We start from the raw sequence: 24859 nt of genomic DNA, 5'->3' as shown, positions 1-24859 counted from the left end.
ACCGTGAACTGGCCAATAATCGGCACTGACCATGTCGAACATGCGTTATCGCATGTCATCCCACGATCAGGGCAAAAGGATAACATGATGCTGAAAGTGACTCCCCTACCCGCGTTCAATGACAACTACATTTGGCTGTTACAGCAACCTGGAAGTTCACGTTGTTGGGTCGTTGATCCTGGCCAAGCAGAACCCGTGCAGCGCTATTTGGCACAACATGAGCTCCAACTTGAGGGCATTTTACTCACCCATCATCATCCAGATCATATTGGAGGTGTCAAAGCCTTAGCGAGCGAAGGCGTCACCCTCGTTGGCTGCGTACATGATGTCTACCGCTTACCGCCGCTGAGCCAACAGGTCGCCGAAGGTTCTCGCTTCCAAGTGCTAGGAGAAACCGTTCAGGTTCTCGAAGTCCCCGGCCATACTTTGGGTCATATCGCTTACCTCTTCGCCGATCACCAACCACCGCTATTATTTTGTGGTGACACCCTCTTTTCAGCCGGTTGCGGGCGCTTGTTTGAAGGCACCGCGGAACAAATGCACACATCACTACAGCGTTTGTGCCAGCTCCCAGGCGAGACACAGATCTATCCCGCCCATGAGTATACTCAGGCCAACCTGAGGTTTGCCGCTCAAGTCGAGCCTGATAATGACGCCATGACAGCACGCATAACGCAAACAGAAGCCCAGCGCAATGCGCAAACCCCCACCTTGCCCGTACGCTTGTCCGAAGAACTGACCTACAATCCCTTTTTGAGGGTCAGTAACCCCTTAATTCGACAACGGTTAGAACAAAGGGCCGAGATGACACTGCCGGAAGACAGCCGCGCATTTGCCGTACTCCGTGCATGGAAAGATGAGGCCTAAAAGATCACAGCGGTTGCTGTCAGGTAAGGGGTTGCTTAGAATCCGCCCCTTACCATCAGCGCCATCACAGGCCATGAATTGACAGACCATGAATCTAAGTCAGCAGAAATGTTCAGTTTAATATTTTGATTGCATTATGATGGTGTTACCCCTGACGATTATTTAAGCCTCGGTACCTTTCTATTTTATGAACATCACGATCCATTGTTATGTCAAACGCAGTGTTAAATGGCTGGCCATCGCCACCTGCGGCTTTTATCTTCAAGCGTGTCAAAGCTTGCCCCAACATTTTGGAGTCGCAACCCAAGCGCCTCAAACCTCTCCAGAAACATTAATCAGTCGACTGAGCAGCCAACAACAGCTGGCAAGCTACTTTCGTCATGATGAAGAATTGGGTCTGGGCAGCGCCCTGGACGATCCGCATAAACCTGACTGGCGGCATTGGCAAGCCCCAGAACTGCCTCAGTATGATCTATGGGATCGGTTGAGAAGTAATTTCAAACTCGATGACTACCATGATGACCCTCGCATCACCGCACAACTCAACTGGTATAAGCGCCATCCCAGTTATATGGACCGGGTCGTCAAACGCGCGAATCGTTATATGTTTTACGTGTTGGATGAGGTTGAAAAACGCCAACTCCCAGGCGAGCTGGCCCTGCTGCCCATCATTGAAAGCGCCTACGATCCATTCGCCTACTCCCATGGCCGGGCCTCTGGCATGTGGCAGTTTATTCCCGGAACCGCGCGTTATTTTGGTTTAAAAAACAACTGGTGGTATGACGGACGACGAGATGTCGTCGCTTCAACCGATGCAGCCCTCACCTATCTGGAAAGATTGAACGGCCGCTTCGATGATTGGCTACTGGCGCTGGCGTCCTATAATGCGGGAGGCGGCAATGTGAACCGTGCTCGTCGGCATAACCTCGCCAGAGGTGGCGATGGCCGCTTTTGGAATCTGAACCTGCCCCGAGAAACCGAAGCGTATGTGCCTAAATTGTTAGCCGTTGCACGTATTTTTGCTGACCCCGAAGCCTACGGTATTCAGGTTGAGAGCTTACCCAATCGCCCCTACTTTGAAGCGGTCAATACTGGCGGCCAAATTGATCTGGCACTTGCCGCCGACCTAGCCGGCATCACCGTAGAAGAGCTTTATCTGCTCAACCCCGGATACAGCCAATGGGCGACGAGCCCCAGCGGCCCCCACCGCTTATTAGTCCCCAGGGCACATGCCCAGCAACTGCGTGCTGCTTTGCGCGATATGCCCGCAAAAAAACGGATGGCCTGGCAGCGCTATAAAGTGAAGCGTGGGGATAGCCTACTGACAATTTCACGGCAATATCGCACAACACCAACGCTCATCCGCCAAGCCAATCAACTGCGCAGCAATATGATTCGGGCCGGCAATGAATTGCTGATTCCGATCCCGAGTCAAGACCGTAACCATTACAGTCTCAGTGCCAATCAACGATTACAGAAAAACCAGAACATTCATCGCAACGGCCAACGCCTCGAATACCAAATTCAACCCGGCGATAGCTTCTGGCTGCTGGCGCGCCGCCACCATGTATCGGTCCGCGATCTCGCTCGCTGGAATAATATGGCCCCAGGCGACCCTTTAGTCGCGGGTAAAAAGTTGGTGATCTGGTCTCAAGCCAAAAATGCGCGCTTGCTGGCGCAGAACAGTAGCCGCGAAGTCATTCGCCGGGTGAACTACTCCGTCAGACGAGGCGACTCATTGGCCGCCATTGCCAGCCGCTTCAAGGTTTCAGTGCGAGAAATTGCACGCTGGAATAGCCTGAACCCTAACCATTACCTACAACCAGGGCAGAATATTACCTTGTATGTGGATGTCACCCGTCACTGACAGGTGAAGCACTTTCATTGAGGCCCGACCCCGAACCACAGCCAAAATTGTCGGTCTCAGTTTTGAAATTGACCCATCTGGCCCCTTGCTTGCTATTGAGCCGGCAGCGGCCAGAACAACATCACAAGGGGAGCCTTTGAATGGCGGTGAGCTCTGTAAGCATTCATCATGCTCAGCACCACTCCACATTGATGCAGTTGTCTCGACGTGGTTTAAAACATCTCACTTGGGCCTGCTGCTGGGGGGTCGTTGCGACACTCATAAGCCCGATCACCAGTCATCATGCTTGGGCCCAAGACTCAGAGCAGGTGCAGTGCCAAGGCGCGATGGCACTTCATGGCGAGCCCGCCCTCCCCGAAGACTTCAAACATCTGCCCTATGTGAATCCTGATGCCCCTAAAGGGGGGCGCTGGCGACAAGCAGCCATTGGCACTTTTGACAGCCTCAATCCCTTTATTATCAAGGGCACACCTGCCGCTGGCACCAGCACATTGCTGTATGACTCCCTCACCGTTCAAAGTCTTGACGAGCCCTTCACTGAGTATGGGCTGGTGGCAAAATGCATGCGGCTAGATCCAGAAAACCACTGGATTGAATTTAAGTTAAGGCCTGAAGCCCGCTTCAATGATGGTCAGCCTATTACGGCTGAAGATGTCATCTTCTCGTTTAACATCCTGAAAGAGCAGGGCCGTCCCTTCTTCCGGGCTTATTATCATGATGTGGCCCAAGTCAGCGCACCGGATGACCATACCGTACGCTTTGAATTTGCCAATACCACAAACAATGAACTGCCGATGATTTTGGGGCAGCTGCCAGTGCTACCTCAACATTACTGGCAGGATAAAGACTTCACTGCGCCAGGGTTGGATGTCCCGATCGGCAGCGGCCCTTATCGGATCAGCCACGTCGACCCAGGCCGCAAGATCACCTATGAGCGGGTTAAGGACTATTGGGCAAAAGATCTACCCATCAATGTCGGGCGCTTTAATGTCGATACACAGTCCTTTGATTATTACCGCGATCAAGGCGTTGCATTAGAAGCCTTTAAGGCAGGCCGACTCGATTTTCGTTTGGAGAATAGCGCCAGCCAATGGGCAGAGGCCTATAACGGGACAGCCCTGGAACAAGGCGACATTGTGAAAGAAAAAATTCGCCATCATAACCCGGCCCAGATGCAGGGTTTCGTTTATAACACCCGCCGCGCCCCCTTTGATGACCCCAAAGTCAGAGCGGCACTGCTCAATGCATTTGACTTCGAGTGGACTAACAAGCAATTGTTTCACGGCGCCTATCAACGCCTGCACAGCTACTTTGATAACTCCGAACTGGCCAGCCAAGGCATTCCTAAAGGAGCAGAACTGGCACTGCTGACACCGTGGAAAGATCAGCTACCTGAAGCCTTGTTTAAAGAGCCTTATCAACTACCGGTAACCCAAGGCGATGGCAATATTCGACGCCAGTTACGCGATGCCCTGCGTCAGCTCAAATCAGCCGGTTGGACCATGCAAGGCGGTAAATTGGTCAAAAATGGCCAGCCTTTCGAGTTTGAAATGCTATTAGTCAGCAGCCAGTTTGAACGTATTGTGTTACCCATGAAGCGCAATCTCCAACGCATGGGGATTGATATGAAAGTCCGCCTGGTCGATACCACACAATACCTCAACCGGTTGCGTGACTTTGATTTTGATATGACGGTCGGTAGCTTTCCGCAAAGCCTTTCACCGGGCAACGAACAACGCGACTTCTGGGGATCAGAAAGTGCTGAACGGCCCGATAGCCGTAATATTGCCGGGGTCTCCAGCCCAGTGGTGGATGATCTCATCAATAAAGTGATTCACGCCGACAGCCGTGAACAACTGGTGACTCGTGTGCACGCTTTAGATCGCGTTTTGCTCTGGGGTAACTATATGATCCCCCAGTTTTACCTGGATAGTTATCGCATTGCCCGCAGCCAAAAACTCCAACATCCTGAACAAATACCACGCTATGGAATCGATCTCGACAGCTGGTGGATCAAGCCGGAGTCACGATAAATCATGTTGGGTTATTTGCTGCGTCGGTTACTCTTAATTCCGCCCACACTCTTTGGCATTTTGCTGCTTAATTTCTTGATCATTCAGGCCGCCCCAGGCGGCCCGATTGAACAAATACTGGCCCAATCGCAAGGTATTGGCGGGCAAAGTATGACCCAGATGGATAACAGCAGCGAGGTCTCGGATGCCGGAGGTGGCACCTCTCGCGGCCGTCAAGGGATGGATGAACGTTTAATCGCAGAACTGAACCAACAATTTGGTTTTGACCGCCCGGCCTATGAGCGTTTTTTCTCAATGGTCGGCGATTATCTCACCTTTGATCTGGGAGAAAGTTTTTTCCGCGGCCGCAGCGTCACTCAACTGATTTGGGATAAGCTCCCGGTCTCCATTTCGCTTGGGCTTTGGTCCACACTACTGATTTATTTTATCTCCATTCCGCTTGGCATCAGTAAAGCCTTACGCCATGGCAGCCGCTTCGATGTCTGGACGTCTTCGTTGATTATTGTCGGCTATGCAATTCCCGGCTTCCTATTTGCCATTTTGCTGATTGTGCTGTTTGCCGGCGGCAGCTATTGGGATATTTTCCCCCTCAGAGGACTGACCTCAGATAACTTCGATCAACTGTCCACCTGGGGGCAAATCAAAGATTACGTTTGGCATATCACGCTCCCTGTGCTGGCCACCACCATCGCCGGTTTCGCGACCCTGACGATGCTGACTAAAAACAGTTTTCTGGATGAAATCCATAAGCAATATGTACTCACCGCACGGGCCAAAGGGGCCAGCGAACGACGTATTCTCTATGGCCATGTCTTTCGTAATGCCATGTTGATCATTATTGCGGGAATGCCCACAGCACTGGTCAGTATTTTCTTTACCGGCTCATTATTAATTGAAGTCATTTTCTCTTTAGACGGCTTGGGATTGCTCGGCTTTGAAGCCGTCATACAGCGTGATTATCCTGTGATATTTGGCACCTTATATTTCTTCACACTGGTGGGGCTTTTGCTCAAATTGATCAGCGACATCACTTATATGCTGATTGATCCCCGCATTGACTTTACCTCACGGGAAAATTGAAGATGCCTGCTTCACCTGCCCCCACTTCCCGCACCGCCAAGCTATTTCGCAGCCCTTTGGCGCAACGGCGTTGGCAGATTTTCCGGCATAATCGCCGGGCCTATATCTCGCTTTGGATCTTTAGCATCGTCTTTATTCTTAGCCTTGGCGCAGAGCTGATTGCCAACGATAAACCCTTGCTGGTCCAGTATCAGAATGAGTGGTACACCCCGCTCTGGCATCATTACCCAGAAACCACTTTTGGTGGCGAGTTTTCCAGTGAAGCGGATTATCGAGACCCTTATGTCGCCGACCTCATCAAGGCAGAGGGCTGGATGCTTTGGCCGCCGATTCACTTCAGCTACGACACCATCAACTATGATTTAGACCAACCGGCCCCCTCACCTCCCAGCGCCACCAACTGGCTAGGGACCGACGACCAAGGGCGTGATGTACTGGCCCGAGTCATCTACGGTTTACGCCTCTCGATTCTATTCGCCTTAATCCTCACCTTAGGCAGTAGCCTAGTCGGGGTTACCGTTGGCGCGATACAAGGTTTTTATGGCGGAAAAATTGATCTGTGGGGACAGCGACTGATTGAAGTCTGGTCCGGCCTTCCCATACTGTTTCTCTTAATTATCCTCTCCAGTCTGGTCACCCCTGATTTCTGGTGGATACTGGGGATCATGCTGCTATTCAGCTGGACAGCATTGGTGGATGTCGTCCGTGCTGAATTTTTACGCGCCCGAAATCTTGAGTATGTGCGTGCAGCAAGAGCCTTGGGCTTGCCCAACCACCTGATCATGTGGCGCCATATGCTCCCCAATGCCATGGTCGCGACACTCACCTTCTTACCCTTTTTGTTTACTGGCGCAATCACCACATTAACTTCACTGGACTTTCTCGGCTTCGGGATGCCCCCTGGTGCACCATCACTGGGTGAGCTGGTTGGCCAAGCTAAAAATAACCTCCAGGCCCCATGGCTGGGCATCACCGCCTTCTTGACCTTAGCCCTGTTATTAACGCTCTTGGTGTTTATTGGCGAAGGCGTGCGCGATGCTTATGACCCACGCCGAAGCTCACAACCGCAGAAAGGCGCTGTATGACCGACACCATCACCTTGCAACTTCAGCAACTCAGCGTCCGTTTTGGTGATGCAGCCCCCGTCATCCAAGCGTTGGATCTCACCTTAAAGAAAGGCCAGATCCATGCCTTGGTCGGTGAAAGCGGCTCAGGCAAATCCATGACGGCATTGGCGATCATGGGGCTTTTGCCTCAAGGCGCGCAGATGTCGGGGCATCTTCAACTCGGTGAACTGGCGCTGGAAACCCTCTCAGACGCTGCCCGCAAACGGCTTCGCGGCCAACGTATGGCTATGATCTTTCAAGAACCCATGACCTCGTTGAACCCGTTACACCGTATTGGCCGCCAAATCGCCGAGATGCTGCGTTTACACCAAGGCATCACCGGTCATCAAGCACGCCAGATGACCTTGCAACTGCTGGAAGATGTTCAGCTGCCTCGTCCCGAAACCTTGATTGATGCCTGGCCTCATCAACTCTCCGGGGGGCAGCGCCAAAGGGTCATGATCGCCATGGCCCTGGCGAATAACCCTGAAGTCCTGCTCGCGGATGAACCCACCACAGCACTGGATGTGACCGTTCAGCAGCAAATTCTGAAGCTGCTGAAATCGCTGCAAGAAAAGCGGCAAATGAGCATTATTCTGATCACCCATGATCTAAACCTGGTGCAACGTTATAGCGATCATGTGACCGTGATGCAGCAAGGGGTCGCCGTTGAGACAAGCCCAACGGCCGAGCTATTCCAACACCCCCAACATGCCTATACCCAAATGCTGCTGGCCAGTGAACCTCAGGGCACACCCACACCGATTAAAAACAATGCCGAAACCGTGCTGGCAGCGCGCAATTTAACCGTTCGTTTTGCACAGGCGCAGAAAAGCTGGCGTTTTTGGCAAAAAGCTGATGACTTCGAAGCCCTCGCGCCCATCAACCTAACACTCAAAGCGGGTGAAACCTTAGGTCTGGTCGGCGAAAGTGGCTCAGGCAAAACGACACTGGCTCTAGCGCTTTTGCGCCTGCAAAGCACAGAAGGTGAAGTCTGGCTCGGCCGCCAGCCCTTACACCCCCTCAACCAAAAGCAACTGCGCCCCTTCAGGCGGCAGCTTCAAGTGGTCTTTCAAGACCCTTATGGCAGCCTCAGCCCACGCATGACCATTACTGACATTATTGCCGAAGGCCTACGTTTACATGAACCGACATTAGACGATGCCACCATTGAGCAAGCCGTCATTCAAGCACTCCGTGAAGTTGAGCTGACGCCAGAGATTCGCCACCGCTATCCCCATGAATTTTCTGGCGGCCAACGCCAACGCATCGCCATTGCCCGCGCTTTAATCTTGAAACCTCGGGTACTGGTGCTGGATGAACCCACCTCAGCATTAGATCGTAGCGTTCAGGCTCAAGTGATGGCTTTACTTAAGCGCTTACAACAGCGCCATCATCTCGCTTACCTCTTTATCAGCCACGACTTGGCTGTAGTGAGGGCCTTAAGCCATCGAATCATCGTACTCAAAGACGGCCAGCTGGTCGAAACAGGAGCCACCGCACAAGTGCTGCAAGCCCCTCAGACTGAGTACACTCAGCGTTTAATTGAAGCGGCCGCCCTGAGTACTTAAACAACGCGCGTAATCCCACTGATGACCACACCACCGACCCGATACCGGCAGACGTTCACGGCATTAACGACCTTATTAACCCACTGGCAATGGCTGTGGCGACCACTCCCCTTTATGCAGCAACCCGTCGCTTGGCAAACCCAATGGCCTGAACTTTACGCCCGCTGCCTCGCCCTCTCCGATGACACCCTGGCCCACCTAGAAGCCACGCCCCCAGAACATGGCGATAGCGCCTGGCGGTCATTGGCTGAGGGGCTTCCACTACAGCGGCTCCAAACCCTAACAGATTGGCCCGAGGCTTTACGGGGTCACGCCCCTTCACCGGGTACGGCAGAAGGGATCAGCGAACGCAAGTGGCAACAACTTCACGCCTACCTTCAAGCCGCGTCCCCTACTCAAGGCACTGAGACCGACACACACTGGGTCGACTGGTGTGCCGGCAAGGGCCATCTCGCACAACTGTGGGCCAAGCACACGACAGGCCCCATCACCGCACTGGAGTATGATGCACAACTTTGCCAGCAAGGCGCTGACGCGGCGAAAACGACATCGATTGAATTCGTTCATCAGGATGTGCTGGACGACAGCGTGATCGAGCATCTGCACAACCACAGCCACATCCTCGCCTTGCATGCCTGCGGCGACTTACACCGGCGCGCCATCACCCTACTGAGCCAAACAGGACAAGGCCTCACCCTCGCACCCTGCTGCTATCACCGCACCGTAGACGCGCACTACCGACCACTTTCCGCCTACGCCCAACAACTCAGCGCTCAAAAAGCCCTACACCTCTCACGCCAAGATTTAGCGCTCGCCGTACAAGAAACCGTCACCGCCCCAGGCAAAGTGCAACAACAACGCCTGACCGCCAATGCCTGGCGGCAAGGCTTCGATGCCCTACAACGTCACTACCGCCAGCATGATGAATACCTCCCAATCCCCAGCCGAGGCTATCGACACCTAAAAGACGGCTTTCAAGCCTTCTGTGAATGGGCGGCCGAGCAAAAATCAATCGCCCTACTCGCCTCAATTGACTGGCCTTACTGGGAGCAACTCGGCTGGCAACGCTATGGCGACACCCGACGACTGGAACTGGTACGCCATATCTTCAGACGCCCACTGGAAATATGGCTCGTACTGGATCGCGTAATTTATCTTGAAGAACAAGGCTTCGACGTCACCCTCACACAATTCTGCCCGCGCCACCTCACCCCTCGGAATTTACTCATTCGCGCGACTCGGGCCTAACCCGACTGAAAGCGATCAAGGTGAATAACGGGTTTTGTAGGAGCGGCCTTGGCCGCGAAGGGGGTTAGGTATTCGACTGCAAGCAGGCTCCTTGTATGTTTAACGCATAAGAGCTTGTATGTTTAACGCATAAGCGCTGATGGATTTTGATCGATTACCGGTGAGGCCAGAAAAACGATATCAGTGTTCGTTTTAGCTTTCAGGCACAGGGCCGTATTCAGCGAACGAAGCCGTCTTGCTCGCTGCCGAAGCCGCTCGACTGACCTCACTCCGACCTTATCGATCGGACTCGACACGATCGAGACCGCATGACAAAACTAATGCATAGCCACCCATCTTTTTGATAAAACGATCACATCTATCGAATAATCATTCATGGCTGCGGTCTAATGATTTGTGCTAACAAAGCGGTGTATCGATCAACCGAAATATAAGGAGCCCATCATGTCACAACATATGCGTGCGGCCGTTGTCCGCGAAAAAGGTGGCGAGTTCAAGCTGGAAGAGGCTTCAATTCGTGAACCTCAAGATGACGAAGTCCGTGTTCAGATTGTCGCGACCGGGATGTGTCATACCGACATGATTTGCCGTGATCAGATGTATCCAGTGCCTCTGCCGTCAGTCTTTGGCCACGAAGGTTCAGGGATCATTGAATCAGTAGGCCCGAATGTTAAAAATCTCAAAAAGGGCGACCATGTTGTCCTCAGTTTCGGCTATTGCAATCATTGCACGCCCTGCACAACCGGCCACACGACCTACTGTAACGAATTTTATGAGCGCAACTTCAGTGGTGCGGATGAAGAAGGCAACAATGCGTTGACTGATGCTGAGAATCAGCCATTGCATGATCACTTCTTTGCCCAATCCTCATTTGCTGAATATGCCATCAGTCGTGAAAGCAATACGGTCAAAGTTGATCCTTCAGCCCCTATCGAGTTGCTGGGCCCACTGGGGTGCGGTATCCAAACAGGCGCCGGCGCGGTGATTAACTCGCTACAAGTACGCCCCGGTAGCACCTTTGTGGCCTATGGTGGTGGAGCGGTGGGGTTGTCGGCGATCATGGCGGCGCGTGTCTGTGGTGCCAGCACGATTATTGTGACCGATGTGGTCGATTCACGGCTCACTTTAGCCCTTGAACTGGGCGCCACTCACACCATTAATAGCCTTAAAGAAGACCCTGTGGCGCGCATTAAAGACATTACCGGCGGTGGCGCTGATTTTGCCATTGAATCCACCGGTCGCCCGGAAGTGCTCCGTCAAGGCATAGATGCGCTGGGCAAAATGGGCACGATTGGCGTCGTTGGCGCTCCAGCCCTCGGCACCGACAGTACTTTTGATGTGAACGATTTACTGTTAGGGGGCAAGTCGATTCGTGGGATTGTCGAGGGTGACAGCATTGCCCAAGAGTTTATTCCCAAGCTGGTCCAGTTATATCAACAAGGGCGTTTCCCATTCGACAAGCTGATCAAATTCTACCCCTTTGAGCAGATCAATGAAGCCGCCAAAGATAGTGAGCAAGGCGTTACACTCAAACCGGTGATCCGTATTGGCTAGCCGCGAGTACTGAGGCACGGACATCGATTCATCATCATGCCTCAAGATGAGTCCATCAAGGCCTGAATCCTTGATGGACTCATGACATCAGCTAAGACTCGTCCCCGAAACCCGTTGGCGAGCCCGAAAGCTGGCCCCATCTCGTACCGCCCAACGCAGCAGTTGTGCCGTGGTTTTAACACTGGCGCGTGTGGCCATACGTTGAGCAGGGCCGACTGGCTTTTCCAACAACGGAGGCGCCCAGGACGGTAATAGATCCAGTCCAGCGCTCATAAAGACTGTAAGCATCGGTTTCATTTGAGGTTTCTGATCAAATCTTGTCATTAGAATATCGCGGACAACGCGAGTACGCTCATCACACATCAATTGCGGCCGCATCTCTTCGATATAGGCGTCAATCTCCACTCGCCGAGTCGGTACATTATCAGCGCCCAATAAGCGCGCGGTCTGCGCGACTTCATCAAAGTAACGATCTTGTTCAGCAGGCGTGAGCGACCCTTTATAGCGCAGGTAAGCCATTAGAAAGCCCCGCACCTCAGTCACATGTACCCAAGTCAATAATTGCGGGTCATTGGCGGCATAGGGGCGGCCGTCAGCGGTGAAACCGGTCACTCGATCATGAATCCGACGCACCTTGTCCACCAGTGCCAAGGCGTCGTCTCGCGGTCCAAATGAGGTAGCCGCAATAAACTGCCCGGTACGACGCAATCGACCCAACATATCATCGCGAAAGTTGGAGTGATCCCATACCCCCGCCAGCGTCTTCGGTTCTAACATCTGCAGTAACAGCGCCGAAATACCCCCACACAACATACAGGTAAAATCAGAATGGACCCGCCATACCATGGAATCAGGTCCATAGAGCCCCACATCCCCAATGGGCTCACGGTAATTCACCCCTTTAAGGGATAATCCAGTCAATCCAATGACTTGCTGTTCAATCCATCCGCGCATAGGGTTCCTATATTGACTCAATGAGCGCCACACTTCTCAGCCCATGTGTGTCCCGGTTGCACAGTCACGACACAGCGCTTGAAGGTTGAAAGTAAGGTATCTTAATCGCTCCAACACCTTGGCGCACCTGACCCAGCCCAAAGCATCGTGAAATCACACATCAAAGGTGATGAGCTTTCATGATACGAGCCATAAAAAAAAGCCCTCACCAGCGGGCAAGGGCTTTGAAGCAATCAGATGACACAACAGTGAAATCGACAAACCACAAGATTTAAATAAACAACTCACCACCCTTTAAATCAATTAATATCATTTAAATCAATCAACATCATTTAAATCAATAGGATTATTTAAATCAACAGGTGGCTATTTAAAAAAGTGCCAAACCACACTGGTTTCAGAGCCCATACTCCAGAGGAGCACTGTCACCACCAGTAAAGCTTCCAACACTAATACGCCAATGCTCAGTGTTGTCGTTGATAAAATAAAGCCTCGTTTGTGGCTGATGCCCATAAAGTTGGGAATGCCCTTATAAAGCAAATAGGCGCTATAGACTAAACCGACGAGCATCCCTAACACACAGAACCAGAATGCAGGGTAAAGCGCGAAGAGACCACTTAGAAACATGGGCGTCGCGACGTAACCCGCAAAGACGATGCAATCGCGTCGGCTAGGACGCTGCTCAAGAGAACGGGCCATCCAGTGAATCAGGCTACCGACAAAGCCAACCGCCATGAGAATCAAAGCATAAAAGGCGATGCCAAGTGCAATACCATTGATCAACGACACTTGGTAGGTTTCAGCGCCGCCAAAGGTCCAGCCGACCTGAGTGGTGCCGATAAGCGCACTGATCACAGGAATCGCGGCCAGCCAAAGCACATGATGCAGATAGAGATGGCCGATAGACTCGTGCTCATTACTGATCTTACGCCACTCTTGATCAGGGTGATGCAGTAACCCCCAAACATGATGAATCATAACGACCTCCCGGTTTTGCATAGGCAACTTCGTTCGGGTTATTCACTCACCAAATCGAATCAATCATGATTCGAATCAAATGCAGTATAGAACACAAACTCAATTTAAAGTGAAGCCTTGCGTCGGCCTATAATGTGACCATATAAAAAAACGGCCCGATCAGGGCCGTTTAAATCAATTAAAACAAAATGATAAGTCAAGCGAACATTAAAGAAGCCTCAAATAATACTTTCGTATCAAAGCCTCAGCACTCCCGTATCAAAGTCTTTTGGCTTGGCTTTATTTTACCCAGGAATTTCTCGCTAAAGTGATTTCACCTGAGTTATTTTGCCCAAGAAATCTTCTGCATATAGTCAGCCAGCCGGCCTTTGTTTTGAAATGCACGTCGGCTAAGGCCTGAGGCGGCTTTTTCGACCTCGGCTTGCTGTCCAGCCGAGTCGCCGACCTGGATCACCCCGGTCATATTCATCATCAGGTGAGGTGGGCAAAAATAGAGGTAAACCCCTTCCTGATCCAAGGTCACGGTGAAAGGCTCATTCAAAGGGCTCTGCCAAGGTTCAACCCCTTCAGGCAGCCACTGACTTTTAACCGAGTGACCCGTGTTATCGGGAACAAAAGTGACTGTATCGCCTGGCGCCACTTGTAAATAACCGGGCTCAAACACCATGCCGCCCTGATCACCATAATTCAACATATGGATCTGATGATCAGCCGCCATCACCGATACCGACAAGGTACTCAGTAACACACCACATACCACACCTGTCCATGACTTCACGTTAACGCACTCCTATCCAAAGTATTTTCATTCAATCGTTCAATACGCCAAGTCGCTCAATTGATCCGGCGTCATAAGCAATCCGGCGTCTTAATTAACTCAGCGTTTTAATTAACTCAGCTTATTAATTAACTTAGTATATTAATTAACTAAGCCGCGATTCATCTGCCGCAATGGCCGAATCACAGGAATTCCTGCACTGTCATACAATCGTTCGACAGCCACGCCATACAGTGGCGATAGCCGTTCAGGCGTCAATACATCATGCGGTGTGCCGGAAGCTTGGAGGACCCCCTCACCTAACAGCATCACTTGATCAGCAAATTGCGCCGCTAAGCTCAAATCATGCAACACCGTAATCGTAATTAAACGCCGTTGGCGGGTTTCTTGGTGGACCTGCTCCAACAAGTTCAGCTGGTGATGCATATCCAGCGCACTCACGGGCTCATCCAGCAACATAATGGCGGGATCACGTAACAACACTTGGCAGAACATCGCCAACTGACGCTGACCACCACTTAAGGTCTGGATATCACGGTGGGCTAAATCGACAATGCCGACTTGCTGCATAATCTCCAGCGCTTCATTGAGCAACTCATCGCCGACATACATATGCAGCGCATCCAATTTGCCCAATAACACCACTTCCAATACCGTCAGCGAGACGTCAATTTCAGTGCCCTGGGGCATATAGCCGATACGTTGCCGCCACGAGGCCAGATGACGCATTGAAAGCGGGTGCGGGCCATAGTGAATACGTCCTTGGCTCAGGGAGAGCTCGCCAAAAATCGCCTTCAATAGCGAAGATTTCCCGGTGCCATTAGGGCCAAGGATGGCGTACACCTGACCCGCATTAAACTCAGCACTCAATGCACGAGCGGTTTGTGTCGCTCCTCGCACAATGCTGATCTCATCCAGGCGCAAAGCAGGCATCGTCGTTTGAGATACCGCCTCAGAGATATCAGAGCAAGTCATGGAGGTCTCCAAAAGGAAGGCGCATCATCATCATCGTTATCGCCGGATGAGAATAATCCAGAAGAAAAAGGGCACCCCAACAAATGCGGTCACAATCCCCACGGGGAACAGAGCGCCGGGGACAATCACTTTCGACAGCACCGAGGCTATCGACAAGAAGGCCGCACCGGTCACCATCGACAAAGGCACGAAAAAGCGTTGATCTTCCCCGACCAGAATGCGCGCAATATGCGGAGCCACCAACCCGATAAAACCAATCACCCCGACGAAGCTAATCGCCACCGAGGTCATCACAGCCACTAAAAACAACACCTGAAGCCGCAAGCGGTGTGTATTGACCCCAAGCGTGGCGGCGCGGGCTTCGCCCAAACGTAATGCAGTCAGCGCCCAGGCATGACGCATCAGTAAAGTAATGCACACAACGGAGACCGCGGTCGTCACTCCTAAGCTGGTCCAAGTGGTTTTCGTGAGATTGCCAAATAACCAGAAAAGAATCTGCTGGCTAACTTCCGGAGCAGACAGGTACTGCACCAACGACAATAACGATTGAAACAAGAACAGCAGAGCGATCCCGGCCAAGATCAGCATATGGGACGAAATACGTGACATCGAGGCCAGCACAAAAAGCACACCCGAGGCCAGCATAGTCATGGAAAAGGCGCCAATCGGTACCGCCAGAATCAAGGGCAGACCGAAACTCCCCAATGCAATCACCAGAGAGGCTCCAAGCCCTGCCGCTGCCGCTAACCCCAAGGTGTAAGGGCTCGCCATTGGGTTATTCAGCAGGGTCTGGATTTCAGCCCCACCCACACCGAGTGAGGCTCCCACCACCAAGGCCATCAACGCCATAGGCAAGCGCAGATCATAAACAATCACCTTGGTCATCGGTGCGACATCAAACCCCATCAACGCGGCCAACACTTGATCCAACGTCAACATTGAAGGCCCAATGGCAATATCAAACACTAATGCCAGTAATGCCAATGCCGAGACCCACATAATCAAGCGCCAGCGCCGACTTTCCAGTTGACGCTGGTGTTGAATGGTTTCAACTAAAATAGCCTTGGTATCCATAAACACACACGTCCACCAGAGCCGGGCCCATCTCGAAAAAGAAAGGGTCCGGTAGTCGAATTCACGACAGGGTCAATCGATCAATACCCCAGTCATTCAATACCGGACTGATTCAATACCGGAATGATTCAGTAACCAGAGCAATGAACGGATAGCGCCTTACAATGAATCCGCCGTCACCATGAAAGTCCCCTCGGGTACAACCGGAAGGAAACGCTGATGGAAGCCTAAATAAGTCGCGCGTGGATCTAAGTGTTCAAATAACTCGGGGTACGTCACTTTAGCGAAGTACTCCACCATGGCAGCATCGGCAATGGTACGGGATGCGCCTTGGTAAACACCGTGCAAACGTCCATTTTGGATAGCAGGCAATTTATCCCACCCTGGGCGTTGCGCAAATCCCGCTAAACGGCGTTTGGCTTCATCTCGCTCAATGCCGACTCCCAGCACCATCGCCTCATCATTTTTACCCATTTCCGTTTCACGACCCGTGATCAAAATCACTTCCGGCTGTGAAGCCAATACCTGCTCAGGGTTCATCGGCCCCCACCATTCAACGTAAGGAGTGGCAATGTTATCGCCACCGGTCAAGCTGACCATGGCCCCCCACATATTCTTACCGTAAGTAAAACTGTATTCAGAAGGGCCTTTATTGCCGAATTCGATATACACACGAGGCTTCGGTAAGTTCGCTTCAGCAATGGTTTGCGTGATGGATTCAACTGTTTGTTGGTACTCGGTGGCAATTGTCTCAGCGCGGGCTTCCTGACCCGCCACAATCCCTAACAGGCGAGTACTATGGAGATGGCGCTCAAGCGTCTGAGCATTGTAATCCACCACCACAATAGGGATACCAGCCTCTTCAATGCGGTCAATATCCGGCCCTAACGCCTTAAACTGCCAATCAGCCAAAATCGCCACATCGGGATTCAGCGAAAGCAACTTCTCAACCGAAAAAGTGCCCGCTTCCACTTCCCCCACATCAGCCAAATCATTCAATGCCGGGACAGCCTTACGATATAAATCCCAGCTGGCGGGCGTCCATACAGACCATACATCCTTGGAAAAGCCCACCACATGCTCAAAGGCATCGACACCGCCAATAGCCATATAATCTGTGTAATAAAACCCCAGAAAAACCCGTTTGGCAGGCGTAGGAATCGTGACCTCGCGATCCAATACATCCTTCACCGTGCGCAACTCAGCGTGCGCAACAGCCGTCAACGTCATTAAACAAGCCGCCAACAAGGCGATGACTGCTCGGCTGAATACTTGATATCTGCTCATGAACATCGTCTCCCTCAAGAAACACCCCAAAAAAAGAAGCGCAAAAATAATCGGGATTCAGGAGAAAATCAATGACAATGAAAAAAATTATCATTTGAGACAATATTTCATTGATAGAGATCAGCAAGGCTGACATTCCCAGTGCGTGCTCATTTTACCGCTCACTCTTTAATGAGCTAATGGCGGATTCACCGAGCGACTTACTCACTTAATGACGGCGCGATTATATGACGGCACGATTATGGCAGTGAATCACTGCCACAATGCACGAAAAGCTGCCGCTGACATCGAACTCATACCGTGATCAGATAATGCCTGCTGAAGAGCGCTGACTTGATCCGCATTGCTGACCGCCGCGCCACCATCAGGGCGATAAAGGTTATTTTCAAAACCCACACGAACATCCCCGCCTAACTGAGCGGCACGCATTAAACACGCCTGCTCCTGCTGACCAAAGGCGCACAATGCCCAACGCACAGGCAGGGAAGACAATGATGTCAAAAAAGGGGTCACATCTTCAGGCTGGGACTGTTGCTGGGCTTGATAACGCCCCAGCACCAACAGCACATGATGGTGGGAGGATGGCAAGACCCCACGAGCACACAATTGGTGGTAACGCTGCAGCTGAGCCGGAGAGTAGAGAATATATTGCGCGATAATACCGGCCTCAGCGACCCAATGAAAAAAGACCTGCGCCTTGGAAATGGCCGCCTCATCCGGAATTAACTCGGATAATGCAAATGAAGCCGCCTCAGGGCGTAATGCCCGAATTAATGCCATTTGTTGATCGGGGGTATAACGACCCACCGCTTCGGTCGTCAGCTGAATCACTAGCTCATCGCCAACGACCGCTCGCACCGCCTCTAACACCGCCGCATTATCTTTAATCTCAAGCGAATGCTCACCGCGTTCATTACGCGCATGGAGGTGAACCATCCCGGCACCGGCCTGCTGACAAGCTTTAACTTCAGCAGCAATATCCGCAGCGGTAATCGGCAAACGGGGGTGATCCAACTTCGTTTTGCGCGCCCCATTAGGCGCCACAATAATCAACCGCTGCGCTGACATATTATTCATTCACTGTTCCCATCAATACTCACTTTTTAGCCGATGCCGATGTTTTAACCGATACCGACTTTTTAACCCATGCCGAAACCGCGACAGAAGTCGCGACATGGGTGTGATAGGCCTGCCGTGTGACACTATCAATACTGCGATAAAGCTTCTCCACCAACTCATCAAGCTGGGCCGGCTGGATAATAAAAGGCGGTGCTAACAACACATGCTGGCCTTGCTGTCCATCGACCGTTCCCGACATCGGATAACACATCAACCCCTGCGCCATGGCCTCGGCCTTGATCCGCTGATGCAACTGAGTGGCACTTGGAAAAGGCGTTTTCTCAGCTTTATCCGACACCAATTCAAGGGCCTGAAATAACCCGCGTCCGCGAATATCACCCACAAACGGATGATCAGCAAAGCGCGCTACTAGCCGCTGTTGCAACTGCTCCCCTAAATCACGGACCTGAGGCAAGAGCTGCTCACGCTCAAAGGTCTCCAGCACAGCCAACCCTGCGGCAACCGCCATCGCATGTCCCATATACGTATGGCCATGTTGGAAAAAGCCCGAGCCTTGCGCAATAGTGTCATAGATAGACTGACTCGCCAGCATCGCGCCGATTGGCTGATACCCAGCCCCTAATCCCTTGGCAATCGTGACGATATCGGCATGAATGCCTTCATCTTCATGGGCAAACAAGCGCCCGGTTCGTCCCATACCGCACATCACTTCATCCAGAATCAGCAAGACACCATAACGATCACAGATCTCGCGAATACGCTGAAAGTAACCCGCTTCCGCCGTCACCGCCCCTGCCGTCGAACCAACTACGGTCTCCGCGATGAACGCCATCACCGTCTCCGGCCCAACCGCCAGCAAACGAGCTTCCAGTGCATTGGCCATCCGCTGACCATAATCCCAGGCACTTTCATCGGCCTGCTGCCCACGGTAAGCAAAACAAGCCGGAATATGCTCCGTGGGCACTAACAACGGCATAAAGGGCGCCCGTCGTAACGCATTTCCCCCGGCGGCCAAAGCCCCCAAGGTATTGCCATGATAACTTTGCTCTCGGGCAATCACTCGAGCGCGCTGCAGCTCACCCCGTTCAACAAAATACTGCCGTGCCAGCTTTAAGGCCGCTTCTACCGCCTCAGAGCCACCCGAGACAAAATACACTTGATTCAGATCCCCCGGCGCCTGGGCACTGAGCTTATCAGCCAGCAATAACGCCTTTTCAGTATTGAAAAAACTCGTGTGCGCATAAGCCAACTGATCTAACTGCTCATGAAGCGCTGCACGCATCGCAGGGTGACTATGGCCTAAGCAAGACACCGCAGCACCACTGCTAGCATCCAAATAGGGCCGGCCTTGCTGATCGTATAAATACACCCCTTCCCCACGCACAGCGACCGGCAGCTGAGCATGACAGTGTCGAGAAAAAAGATGATGGGCAGAAGACGAAGGCTGAGCAAGAGAGGTCATGATCGACTCACTGAGATATTGGCAAAAGTGGCTTGCTTGCGGCATGCGGTTAAGATCATCCCGCACTCGGCAATGGGAATAGCCACTACGCTAAGGGGCTTGACAAAGCCCAGCAAACGATCAATTTTCAGCCCCTATGAGAAAAAGGAATAGGGTCTCTTATGCATCACCGCCTCCCCCCACTCAATGCCCTGAATGTCTTTGAAGTCGCGGCTCGAAAACTCAGCTTCTCGCAAGCGGCTGAAGAGCTTAATGTCACCCAAAGTGCCGTCAGCAAGCAGATCAAGGCGCTGGAACAATACCTGCAACTGACCTTATTCGAACGCACCGCCTCGGGCTTAGTGTTAACTCCGGCAGGCCAACAGTACTTACCGACGGTCATGCAAGCTCTGGGGCAAATTCAGCAAGCCACTCACCGACTCCAACAAGCGCAGGATGCACCACGGAATTTAACCCTGAGCATCTCAACATCACTGACCAGTCTGTGGTTGATTCCCCGTCTAGACGCCTTAGAAGCGCAATTCCCACAACTGCGATTACATATTGTATCAGGGGATGGGGACTACCAATTCCACCCAGACAGTGCCGATTTGGCGATTCGCTGCCTACCCCTGATCGCCAGCGACATCGCCAAACCTCATCAACACGCCAGCTTGCTATTAAAAGAAACACTGATCCCGCTGATCCACCCCGATCTGCTACAGCGCACCCCGATCCATCGTGCGGAAGATTTACTCCAACATGAGCTTATTCGCCCGACCACCCGTCCCCAGCTCTGGCCCCAGTGCCTAGCGGCATTATTCACAACGACTGGGTCCACTCAAGCGCCCCGCTATCACCATGCCTTCGAACATTTTTTTATGGCCCTGGAAGCGGCACAACGCGGTCAAGGGATCGCATTGATTCCCGATTTTCTCGCTGAAGAAGCATTGACCCAAGGACGGCTGGTCAACCCGTTAGGGCTACGTTACCCCAGTGGTTATGGCTATTACTTCCTGATGCCGGCTTATCGTCGACAACATGCCTTAAACCAACAACTTTTTGACTGGTTTCATCAAGCTTTTGCGACCCATCTCAAAGTATCGCCATGAGGCCCTGGTTATGAAGCCCTAGTTATGAAGCCCTGGCTATGAAGCCCTCGTCATAACACCATCGCGATCACACATACCATCGCAATAAGGCCATCGAGATAAGACCATCATGATGAAGAATAGGTACTCTGAGCTAAGAGCCATTCTGCGGTAAAAGCGCCTTCTGAAACGGCCGCGAGTTGTTCGGCATAGCACGTTTCACCGGTATACTCCGTACGAGGTAAGCGACCATTCACTATCCACTTATCGACCGCCTGACGCGACCGCCCACAAATCCGAGCGGCTTCAATCGGCCCGCCCACACACTTCACCGCATAAGCGACCGGATTGATATGATGTTCTTGTGCCTTTCTCAACGTCTCCTGCATTGTCCCTGCCCCTCCTTTGCATTAGCCTACAATCACTGATCGGCACTTATTCACCGATGTCGACTTATTGACGCCCATTCACCGACATCATCCTTGTGCGATCATTTTCCACGCGCTGATATCATCAACTCGCGATAGCATTGATGCCCACCCCAGCGAATCAACTGGTAGTTTCAATTAAACAACAACTGCGAGTTTCGTCAAGATTCCTCTATGATCAACCAATGGTTGATCATATGAATGCACAGCAATTGCGTGACGCTTTTGCCCAACGGCTGAATAAGGCCTGTGACGCTGTCGGAATCCGACGGCGCGGTCGTGCTGTGGATTTGCAAAAGGCTTTAAATCATTTAGGTGTCCATAACAGCACCACGGCCATCGGCAAGTGGCTTAAAGGCGAAGCCACACCCAACAAAGTCAATTTGAAATTATTGGCCGAATTGCTGGAAACACGCGAGGAGTGGCTGGAATACGGGCGTCAACAGCTGACAGAAGAGGCCGGTCATTACCAGCTCCATGCCCCGGCCATCCCCATGGTCGGGCCGGTCACCCCTGACCACGAAGGTCGGCTTGAGCATTTTTCGTATACGCCGGGCACCGCCACTGCAACGACATTGCGTTTTAGCAGCGCTGACCAGAAAGCGTATGCCCTACAGATCAACGGATCACATTTAGCGCCCCGCTTGCAGCACCACGAATACCTGATTATTGAACCCAGCCGTCAGTATGTGGCAGGCGATGAAGTGTTGATTTATACCCAGAATGAAGGTTGCCTAATTCGTGAGTTTATTGCGCTGCGTGCCGGTCAATACCGTTTTGACAGCATCAATCACGATACCTCCCCTTTGTACCTACCAGAAGCGTCAGTGCTGCGTATGCATGCGATGAGCGCCATTCTCAAATACGCTCACTGAGCGTCTTGCCATCAACTGAGATCTCGCTCGGTGATGCCTCTGATCCATGAGGCCCTGAGCCCATACCCTTATCCCTCACCCACAAAAAAACCAATCAAAAGTTATTGACGACATCAACCTAAAATTGATATCAATAATAATAGGCGCTGACGACAGCCCCTGTCATTGAATCAACAGGGCCAGTCGTTCGAAACAGGGCCAGTCGTTCGAAATGGAGATCAAGGGATCACTGCTGTGAAAAGGAGATCACAATGGCACTGGTACTGACGCGTAGCCCCCAAACCAGCATCCAAATTGGCAATAACATCCGGATTATCAATCAGGGTGACCATAAAGTGAAACTCGCGGTGGATGCCCCCGCCTTTATCCCGATATGGCGTTCAGAAATTTACGAACAAATGCTTTATAAAGGCTTACTCACCCCAGCAGACTTGGATATTGCCGACCCGTTGACCCAGTTGGATCAATATATCCAATATCTTCAGCTGACCGCTTCGGATGGCCCCTGGCGTTACGGCATTGAGCATGCCAAGAAGGGCACCTGTATTACGATTTGGCGAGCGGATAATGTCTGGTTGAGCCATGAAAGCTACAGCACTCAAGATGCCGCTCAATATGTGCTGGAAACCTTAACCCGCGCTTGAGGTGGCCCATCGGCAAGCTGATGAGCCGAACAGGAAACTTAAGGCGCCGTCAGTTTGCCGATGCGTTAGCATCGTTCTGGTTCAATTCAGTCATTCGCCCCGGCTCTCCGGGGCATTTTTACCTCAGCGGATAACGGCCCTAGCAACTTCACCAAACCGCGCCACAAGGTGGCACGCCAGTGATACGCATCATGCCCGGCATTAAACATCTCTAATGCCACAGGATATCCCTGGTGTTCTAACACTTGAGCTAAATGCTGAGTTGAGCTGCGCACACCGGGCCCTTCATCAAAATCGTTTTCAAACCAACCGGCACTAAAATAAAAACGAATAGGCCTTTGCGGCAACCGCTGCTCAAAACGTGCGATCAATGCCTCAGACTCATCCGGATGATTCGGATGCCACCCGAAAGCGCCTGATTGGCTTAACACCATGCCAAAATACTGGGGATACCGGTATGCCGCACAAGCGGCCGCCAAGCCACCATCCCCCGCCCCCACCAGCATAATGTGACGCCTGCGAAGGCGAAGCCTCGTTTCTTGCCGAATCAAAGGGAGCAGCTTTTGTGCAATAAAATCAGAGAAGGCTGGATTACAAGCCAGCGCATCCTGCTGGGCATCTTGGTTGGGGTAACTGACCAAAGCCGCCACCACGGGCGGAATTAACCCTTCATGCATCAGATTATGAAGCACTCGAATCGCTGGAATCTCATCTTGATAGCGCTGACCATTGAGAAAAATCACGACCGGCAACGAGACCTCTTCGGCCTCAGCGAAATGGCTTTTCTCAGAAAGAGTCTTCTTATCAGCAAAAGCATCTTTACCAGTGAGAGGATCTTTAGCAGCGAGATACGCTTTCACCAATAGATGATCGGGCTGCCACAGGTCAATATGATGCACAAGGCTCGACAACTGATGATCCAACGTGCCACGAAAATGATACCGTTGCATAAAGGGAATCGAGTGCTCAGGCGGTGTGAGAAAAGTGTCTTGCGACGCCCGCTCAAGCGCCAGCGTGGACTTAAGCAAGAATGGATCAGCCCGCGCATCAAACGGCTCATCCCAATCGGCTCCCCAAGGCTCACGGTTATAGGGATCGCGTTGCGCGGTCGCCAGAGCCGCCTCTTTTTGTACTTGGGCATCCCCCACCACATTGGGCACATCCGGCGCCAGCTGATAACTCATCCGAGTATCATCTGGCATTTGATAACTCCGGAACCAGATATCGCGCGTATAGGGCAAACGATACAGCTCGTTATTGACGCCGCCGAGCGCGCCCAAGAACTGGACATTGTGTTGCGCACCACGCCATAAAAAAGTCACCAAGCGCTGATGAGGCGCCAACTCAGCGTATTGCGGCAGCGGCTCAACCAGTGGCGTCCCCTCAGCCACCAGATCAAACCACACTTTGTCCTCAGACTGCCCTGCTTTAAGCCGCTCGATAGCCGCCTGAATGCGAGGGCTTTCAGGGCGTTTATGGGCAGGCTTAAGAGGGTCAAAAGGTAAGCGATTCAATTGAGACAGGTGGATTTGCCAAACTTGATCCGCATCCACCTCTAAAAAATAAACCCCCGTTCGAGGGGCAACCCACTGAAAGTGCGAAAAGGTTTCGCCATATCGATTCAAGTGGCGCCAAAAGGCTTGGTTTGGAGTACTGAGCCAGGCATGAAAAGCACCATCGCCCTGTATCCGGCCCTGAATATAATCCCCTTGCTGAAGCGATAGGCGAAATAGAAAATGCCCCTCGCCCCGAGTCAAATGTGCGGGCAGGCTCAGCACATCCGCAGCAGGCGAGCGGTCAGATTCAGGGGGTTCGGAAACCGACGCCGCAAAAGCCGCAGACACACTTAGGCTTAAAGCCCACACACAGCAGGCCAGCCCCAAAGTCATCCGTAAAGAGGAGAATCGTCCGATGACGCTCCATATCAT

Annotated in this window: 21 protein-coding genes; 11 read left to right on the top strand and 10 right to left on the bottom strand. The window is 52.1% G+C overall.

All coding sequences use genetic code 11. The features are described from left to right. Nucleotides 1–3 precede the first annotated feature (3 nt). The 8 genes from gloB (at nucleotide 4) to BFW38_RS04610 (ending at nucleotide 11326) form a co-directional block, all read left to right on the top strand. Nucleotides 4–867, top strand: coding sequence for a hydroxyacylglutathione hydrolase (gloB, locus tag BFW38_RS04645; RefSeq protein ID WP_245686068.1), 864 nt, complete (start codon nucleotides 4–6; stop codon nucleotides 865–867). Between the two features lie 187 nt (nucleotides 868–1054). Further along, complete coding sequence (locus BFW38_RS04640) at nucleotides 1055–2734, top strand: lytic transglycosylase (protein WP_068997334.1); 1680 nt, start codon at nucleotides 1055–1057, stop codon at nucleotides 2732–2734. 140 nt (nucleotides 2735–2874) lie between these two features. Further along, nucleotides 2875–4767 (top strand): extracellular solute-binding protein, encoded by a 1893-nt coding sequence (locus tag BFW38_RS04635; RefSeq protein ID WP_139116559.1) that lies wholly within the window; start codon nucleotides 2875–2877, stop codon nucleotides 4765–4767. 3 nt (nucleotides 4768–4770) lie between these two features. Next, a complete protein-coding gene (locus tag BFW38_RS04630; RefSeq protein ID WP_068997333.1) occupies nucleotides 4771–5847 on the top strand; it encodes a microcin C ABC transporter permease YejB in 1077 nt (358 codons plus the stop codon). A gap of 2 nt (nucleotides 5848–5849) precedes the next feature. Beyond that, nucleotides 5850–6932, top strand: a complete 1083-nt coding sequence (locus tag BFW38_RS04625) for an ABC transporter permease (RefSeq protein WP_068997332.1) — start codon at nucleotides 5850–5852, stop codon at nucleotides 6930–6932. Next, the gene (locus BFW38_RS04620; protein ID WP_068997331.1) at nucleotides 6929–8524 is read left to right on the top strand and encodes an ABC transporter ATP-binding protein; all 1596 of its coding nucleotides are present in this window, start codon (nucleotides 6929–6931) and stop codon (nucleotides 8522–8524) included. Before BFW38_RS04625 ends, BFW38_RS04620 begins: the two co-directional genes overlap by 4 nt. A 21-nt stretch (nucleotides 8525–8545) precedes the next feature. After that, complete coding sequence (locus tag BFW38_RS04615; protein WP_068997330.1) at nucleotides 8546–9772, top strand: methyltransferase; 1227 nt, start codon at nucleotides 8546–8548, stop codon at nucleotides 9770–9772. Between the two features lie 444 nt (nucleotides 9773–10216). Then, nucleotides 10217–11326, top strand: coding sequence for an NAD(P)-dependent alcohol dehydrogenase (locus tag BFW38_RS04610; RefSeq protein WP_068997329.1), 1110 nt, complete (start codon nucleotides 10217–10219; stop codon nucleotides 11324–11326). Between the two features lie 87 nt (nucleotides 11327–11413). Here BFW38_RS04610 and BFW38_RS04605 read toward each other — a convergent pair whose 3' ends face one another. The 8 genes from BFW38_RS04605 to BFW38_RS04570 form a co-directional block, all read right to left on the bottom strand. Then, complete coding sequence (locus BFW38_RS04605; protein ID WP_068997328.1) at nucleotides 11414–12280, bottom strand: oxygenase MpaB family protein; 867 nt, start codon at nucleotides 12278–12280, stop codon at nucleotides 11414–11416. Nucleotides 12281–12646: 366 nt separating this feature from the next. Then, the gene (locus tag BFW38_RS04600; protein WP_084004457.1) at nucleotides 12647–13258 is read right to left on the bottom strand and encodes a Yip1 family protein; all 612 of its coding nucleotides are present in this window, start codon (nucleotides 13256–13258) and stop codon (nucleotides 12647–12649) included. Nucleotides 13259–13580: 322 nt separating this feature from the next. Then, on the bottom strand, nucleotides 13581–14036 hold the full coding sequence (locus BFW38_RS04595; protein ID WP_245686067.1) for a pseudoazurin: 456 nt from the start codon (nucleotides 14034–14036) through the stop codon (nucleotides 13581–13583). Nucleotides 14037–14177: 141 nt separating this feature from the next. Further along, nucleotides 14178–15011 carry an ABC transporter ATP-binding protein gene (locus BFW38_RS04590; RefSeq protein WP_245686066.1) on the bottom strand — a complete coding sequence of 278 codons (834 nt, stop codon included), beginning with the start codon at nucleotides 15009–15011 and terminating at the stop codon, nucleotides 14178–14180. A gap of 36 nt (nucleotides 15012–15047) precedes the next feature. Continuing rightward, nucleotides 15048–16085 (bottom strand): FecCD family ABC transporter permease, encoded by a 1038-nt coding sequence (locus BFW38_RS04585; protein WP_068997327.1) that lies wholly within the window; start codon nucleotides 16083–16085, stop codon nucleotides 15048–15050. Between the two features lie 159 nt (nucleotides 16086–16244). Further along, the gene (locus BFW38_RS04580) at nucleotides 16245–17372 is read right to left on the bottom strand and encodes an ABC transporter substrate-binding protein (protein ID WP_342668838.1); all 1128 of its coding nucleotides are present in this window, start codon (nucleotides 17370–17372) and stop codon (nucleotides 16245–16247) included. Between the two features lie 252 nt (nucleotides 17373–17624). After that, the gene (locus BFW38_RS04575) at nucleotides 17625–18449 is read right to left on the bottom strand and encodes a beta-keto acid cleavage family enzyme (RefSeq protein WP_068997325.1); all 825 of its coding nucleotides are present in this window, start codon (nucleotides 18447–18449) and stop codon (nucleotides 17625–17627) included. 19 nt (nucleotides 18450–18468) lie between these two features. After that, nucleotides 18469–19914, bottom strand: a complete 1446-nt coding sequence (locus tag BFW38_RS04570) for an aspartate aminotransferase family protein (RefSeq protein ID WP_084004778.1) — start codon at nucleotides 19912–19914, stop codon at nucleotides 18469–18471. 161 nt (nucleotides 19915–20075) lie between these two features. Here BFW38_RS04570 and BFW38_RS04565 point away from each other — a divergent pair, with 161 nt between their 5' ends. Continuing rightward, nucleotides 20076–21005 carry a LysR substrate-binding domain-containing protein gene (locus BFW38_RS04565; protein ID WP_068997324.1) on the top strand — a complete coding sequence of 310 codons (930 nt, stop codon included), beginning with the start codon at nucleotides 20076–20078 and terminating at the stop codon, nucleotides 21003–21005. Nucleotides 21006–21112: 107 nt separating this feature from the next. Here BFW38_RS04565 and BFW38_RS04560 read toward each other — a convergent pair whose 3' ends face one another. Then, the gene (locus tag BFW38_RS04560; protein ID WP_218186359.1) at nucleotides 21113–21373 is read right to left on the bottom strand and encodes a hypothetical protein; all 261 of its coding nucleotides are present in this window, start codon (nucleotides 21371–21373) and stop codon (nucleotides 21113–21115) included. Between the two features lie 224 nt (nucleotides 21374–21597). Here BFW38_RS04560 and BFW38_RS04555 point away from each other — a divergent pair, with 224 nt between their 5' ends. Both BFW38_RS04555 and BFW38_RS04550 read left to right on the top strand, forming a co-directional pair. After that, entirely contained in the window at nucleotides 21598–22287 is a 690-nt protein-coding gene (locus BFW38_RS04555; RefSeq protein WP_068997323.1) for a S24 family peptidase, read from the top strand. A gap of 251 nt (nucleotides 22288–22538) precedes the next feature. Next, the gene (locus tag BFW38_RS04550; protein WP_068997322.1) at nucleotides 22539–22931 is read left to right on the top strand and encodes a carbon storage regulator; all 393 of its coding nucleotides are present in this window, start codon (nucleotides 22539–22541) and stop codon (nucleotides 22929–22931) included. An 86-nt stretch (nucleotides 22932–23017) separates the two neighbouring features. Here the strand turns inward: BFW38_RS04550 and BFW38_RS04545 are convergent, their stop codons facing one another. Next, the gene (locus BFW38_RS04545; RefSeq protein ID WP_084004456.1) at nucleotides 23018–24859 is read right to left on the bottom strand and encodes an alpha/beta hydrolase-fold protein; all 1842 of its coding nucleotides are present in this window, start codon (nucleotides 24857–24859) and stop codon (nucleotides 23018–23020) included.

Origin of the sequence: Terasakiispira papahanaumokuakeensis, from assembly GCF_001709345.1 — a bacterium.
Taxonomy (GTDB): domain Bacteria; phylum Pseudomonadota; class Gammaproteobacteria; order Pseudomonadales; family Halomonadaceae; genus Terasakiispira; species Terasakiispira papahanaumokuakeensis.
This window is presented reverse-complemented; position numbering and strand designations above follow the sequence as displayed.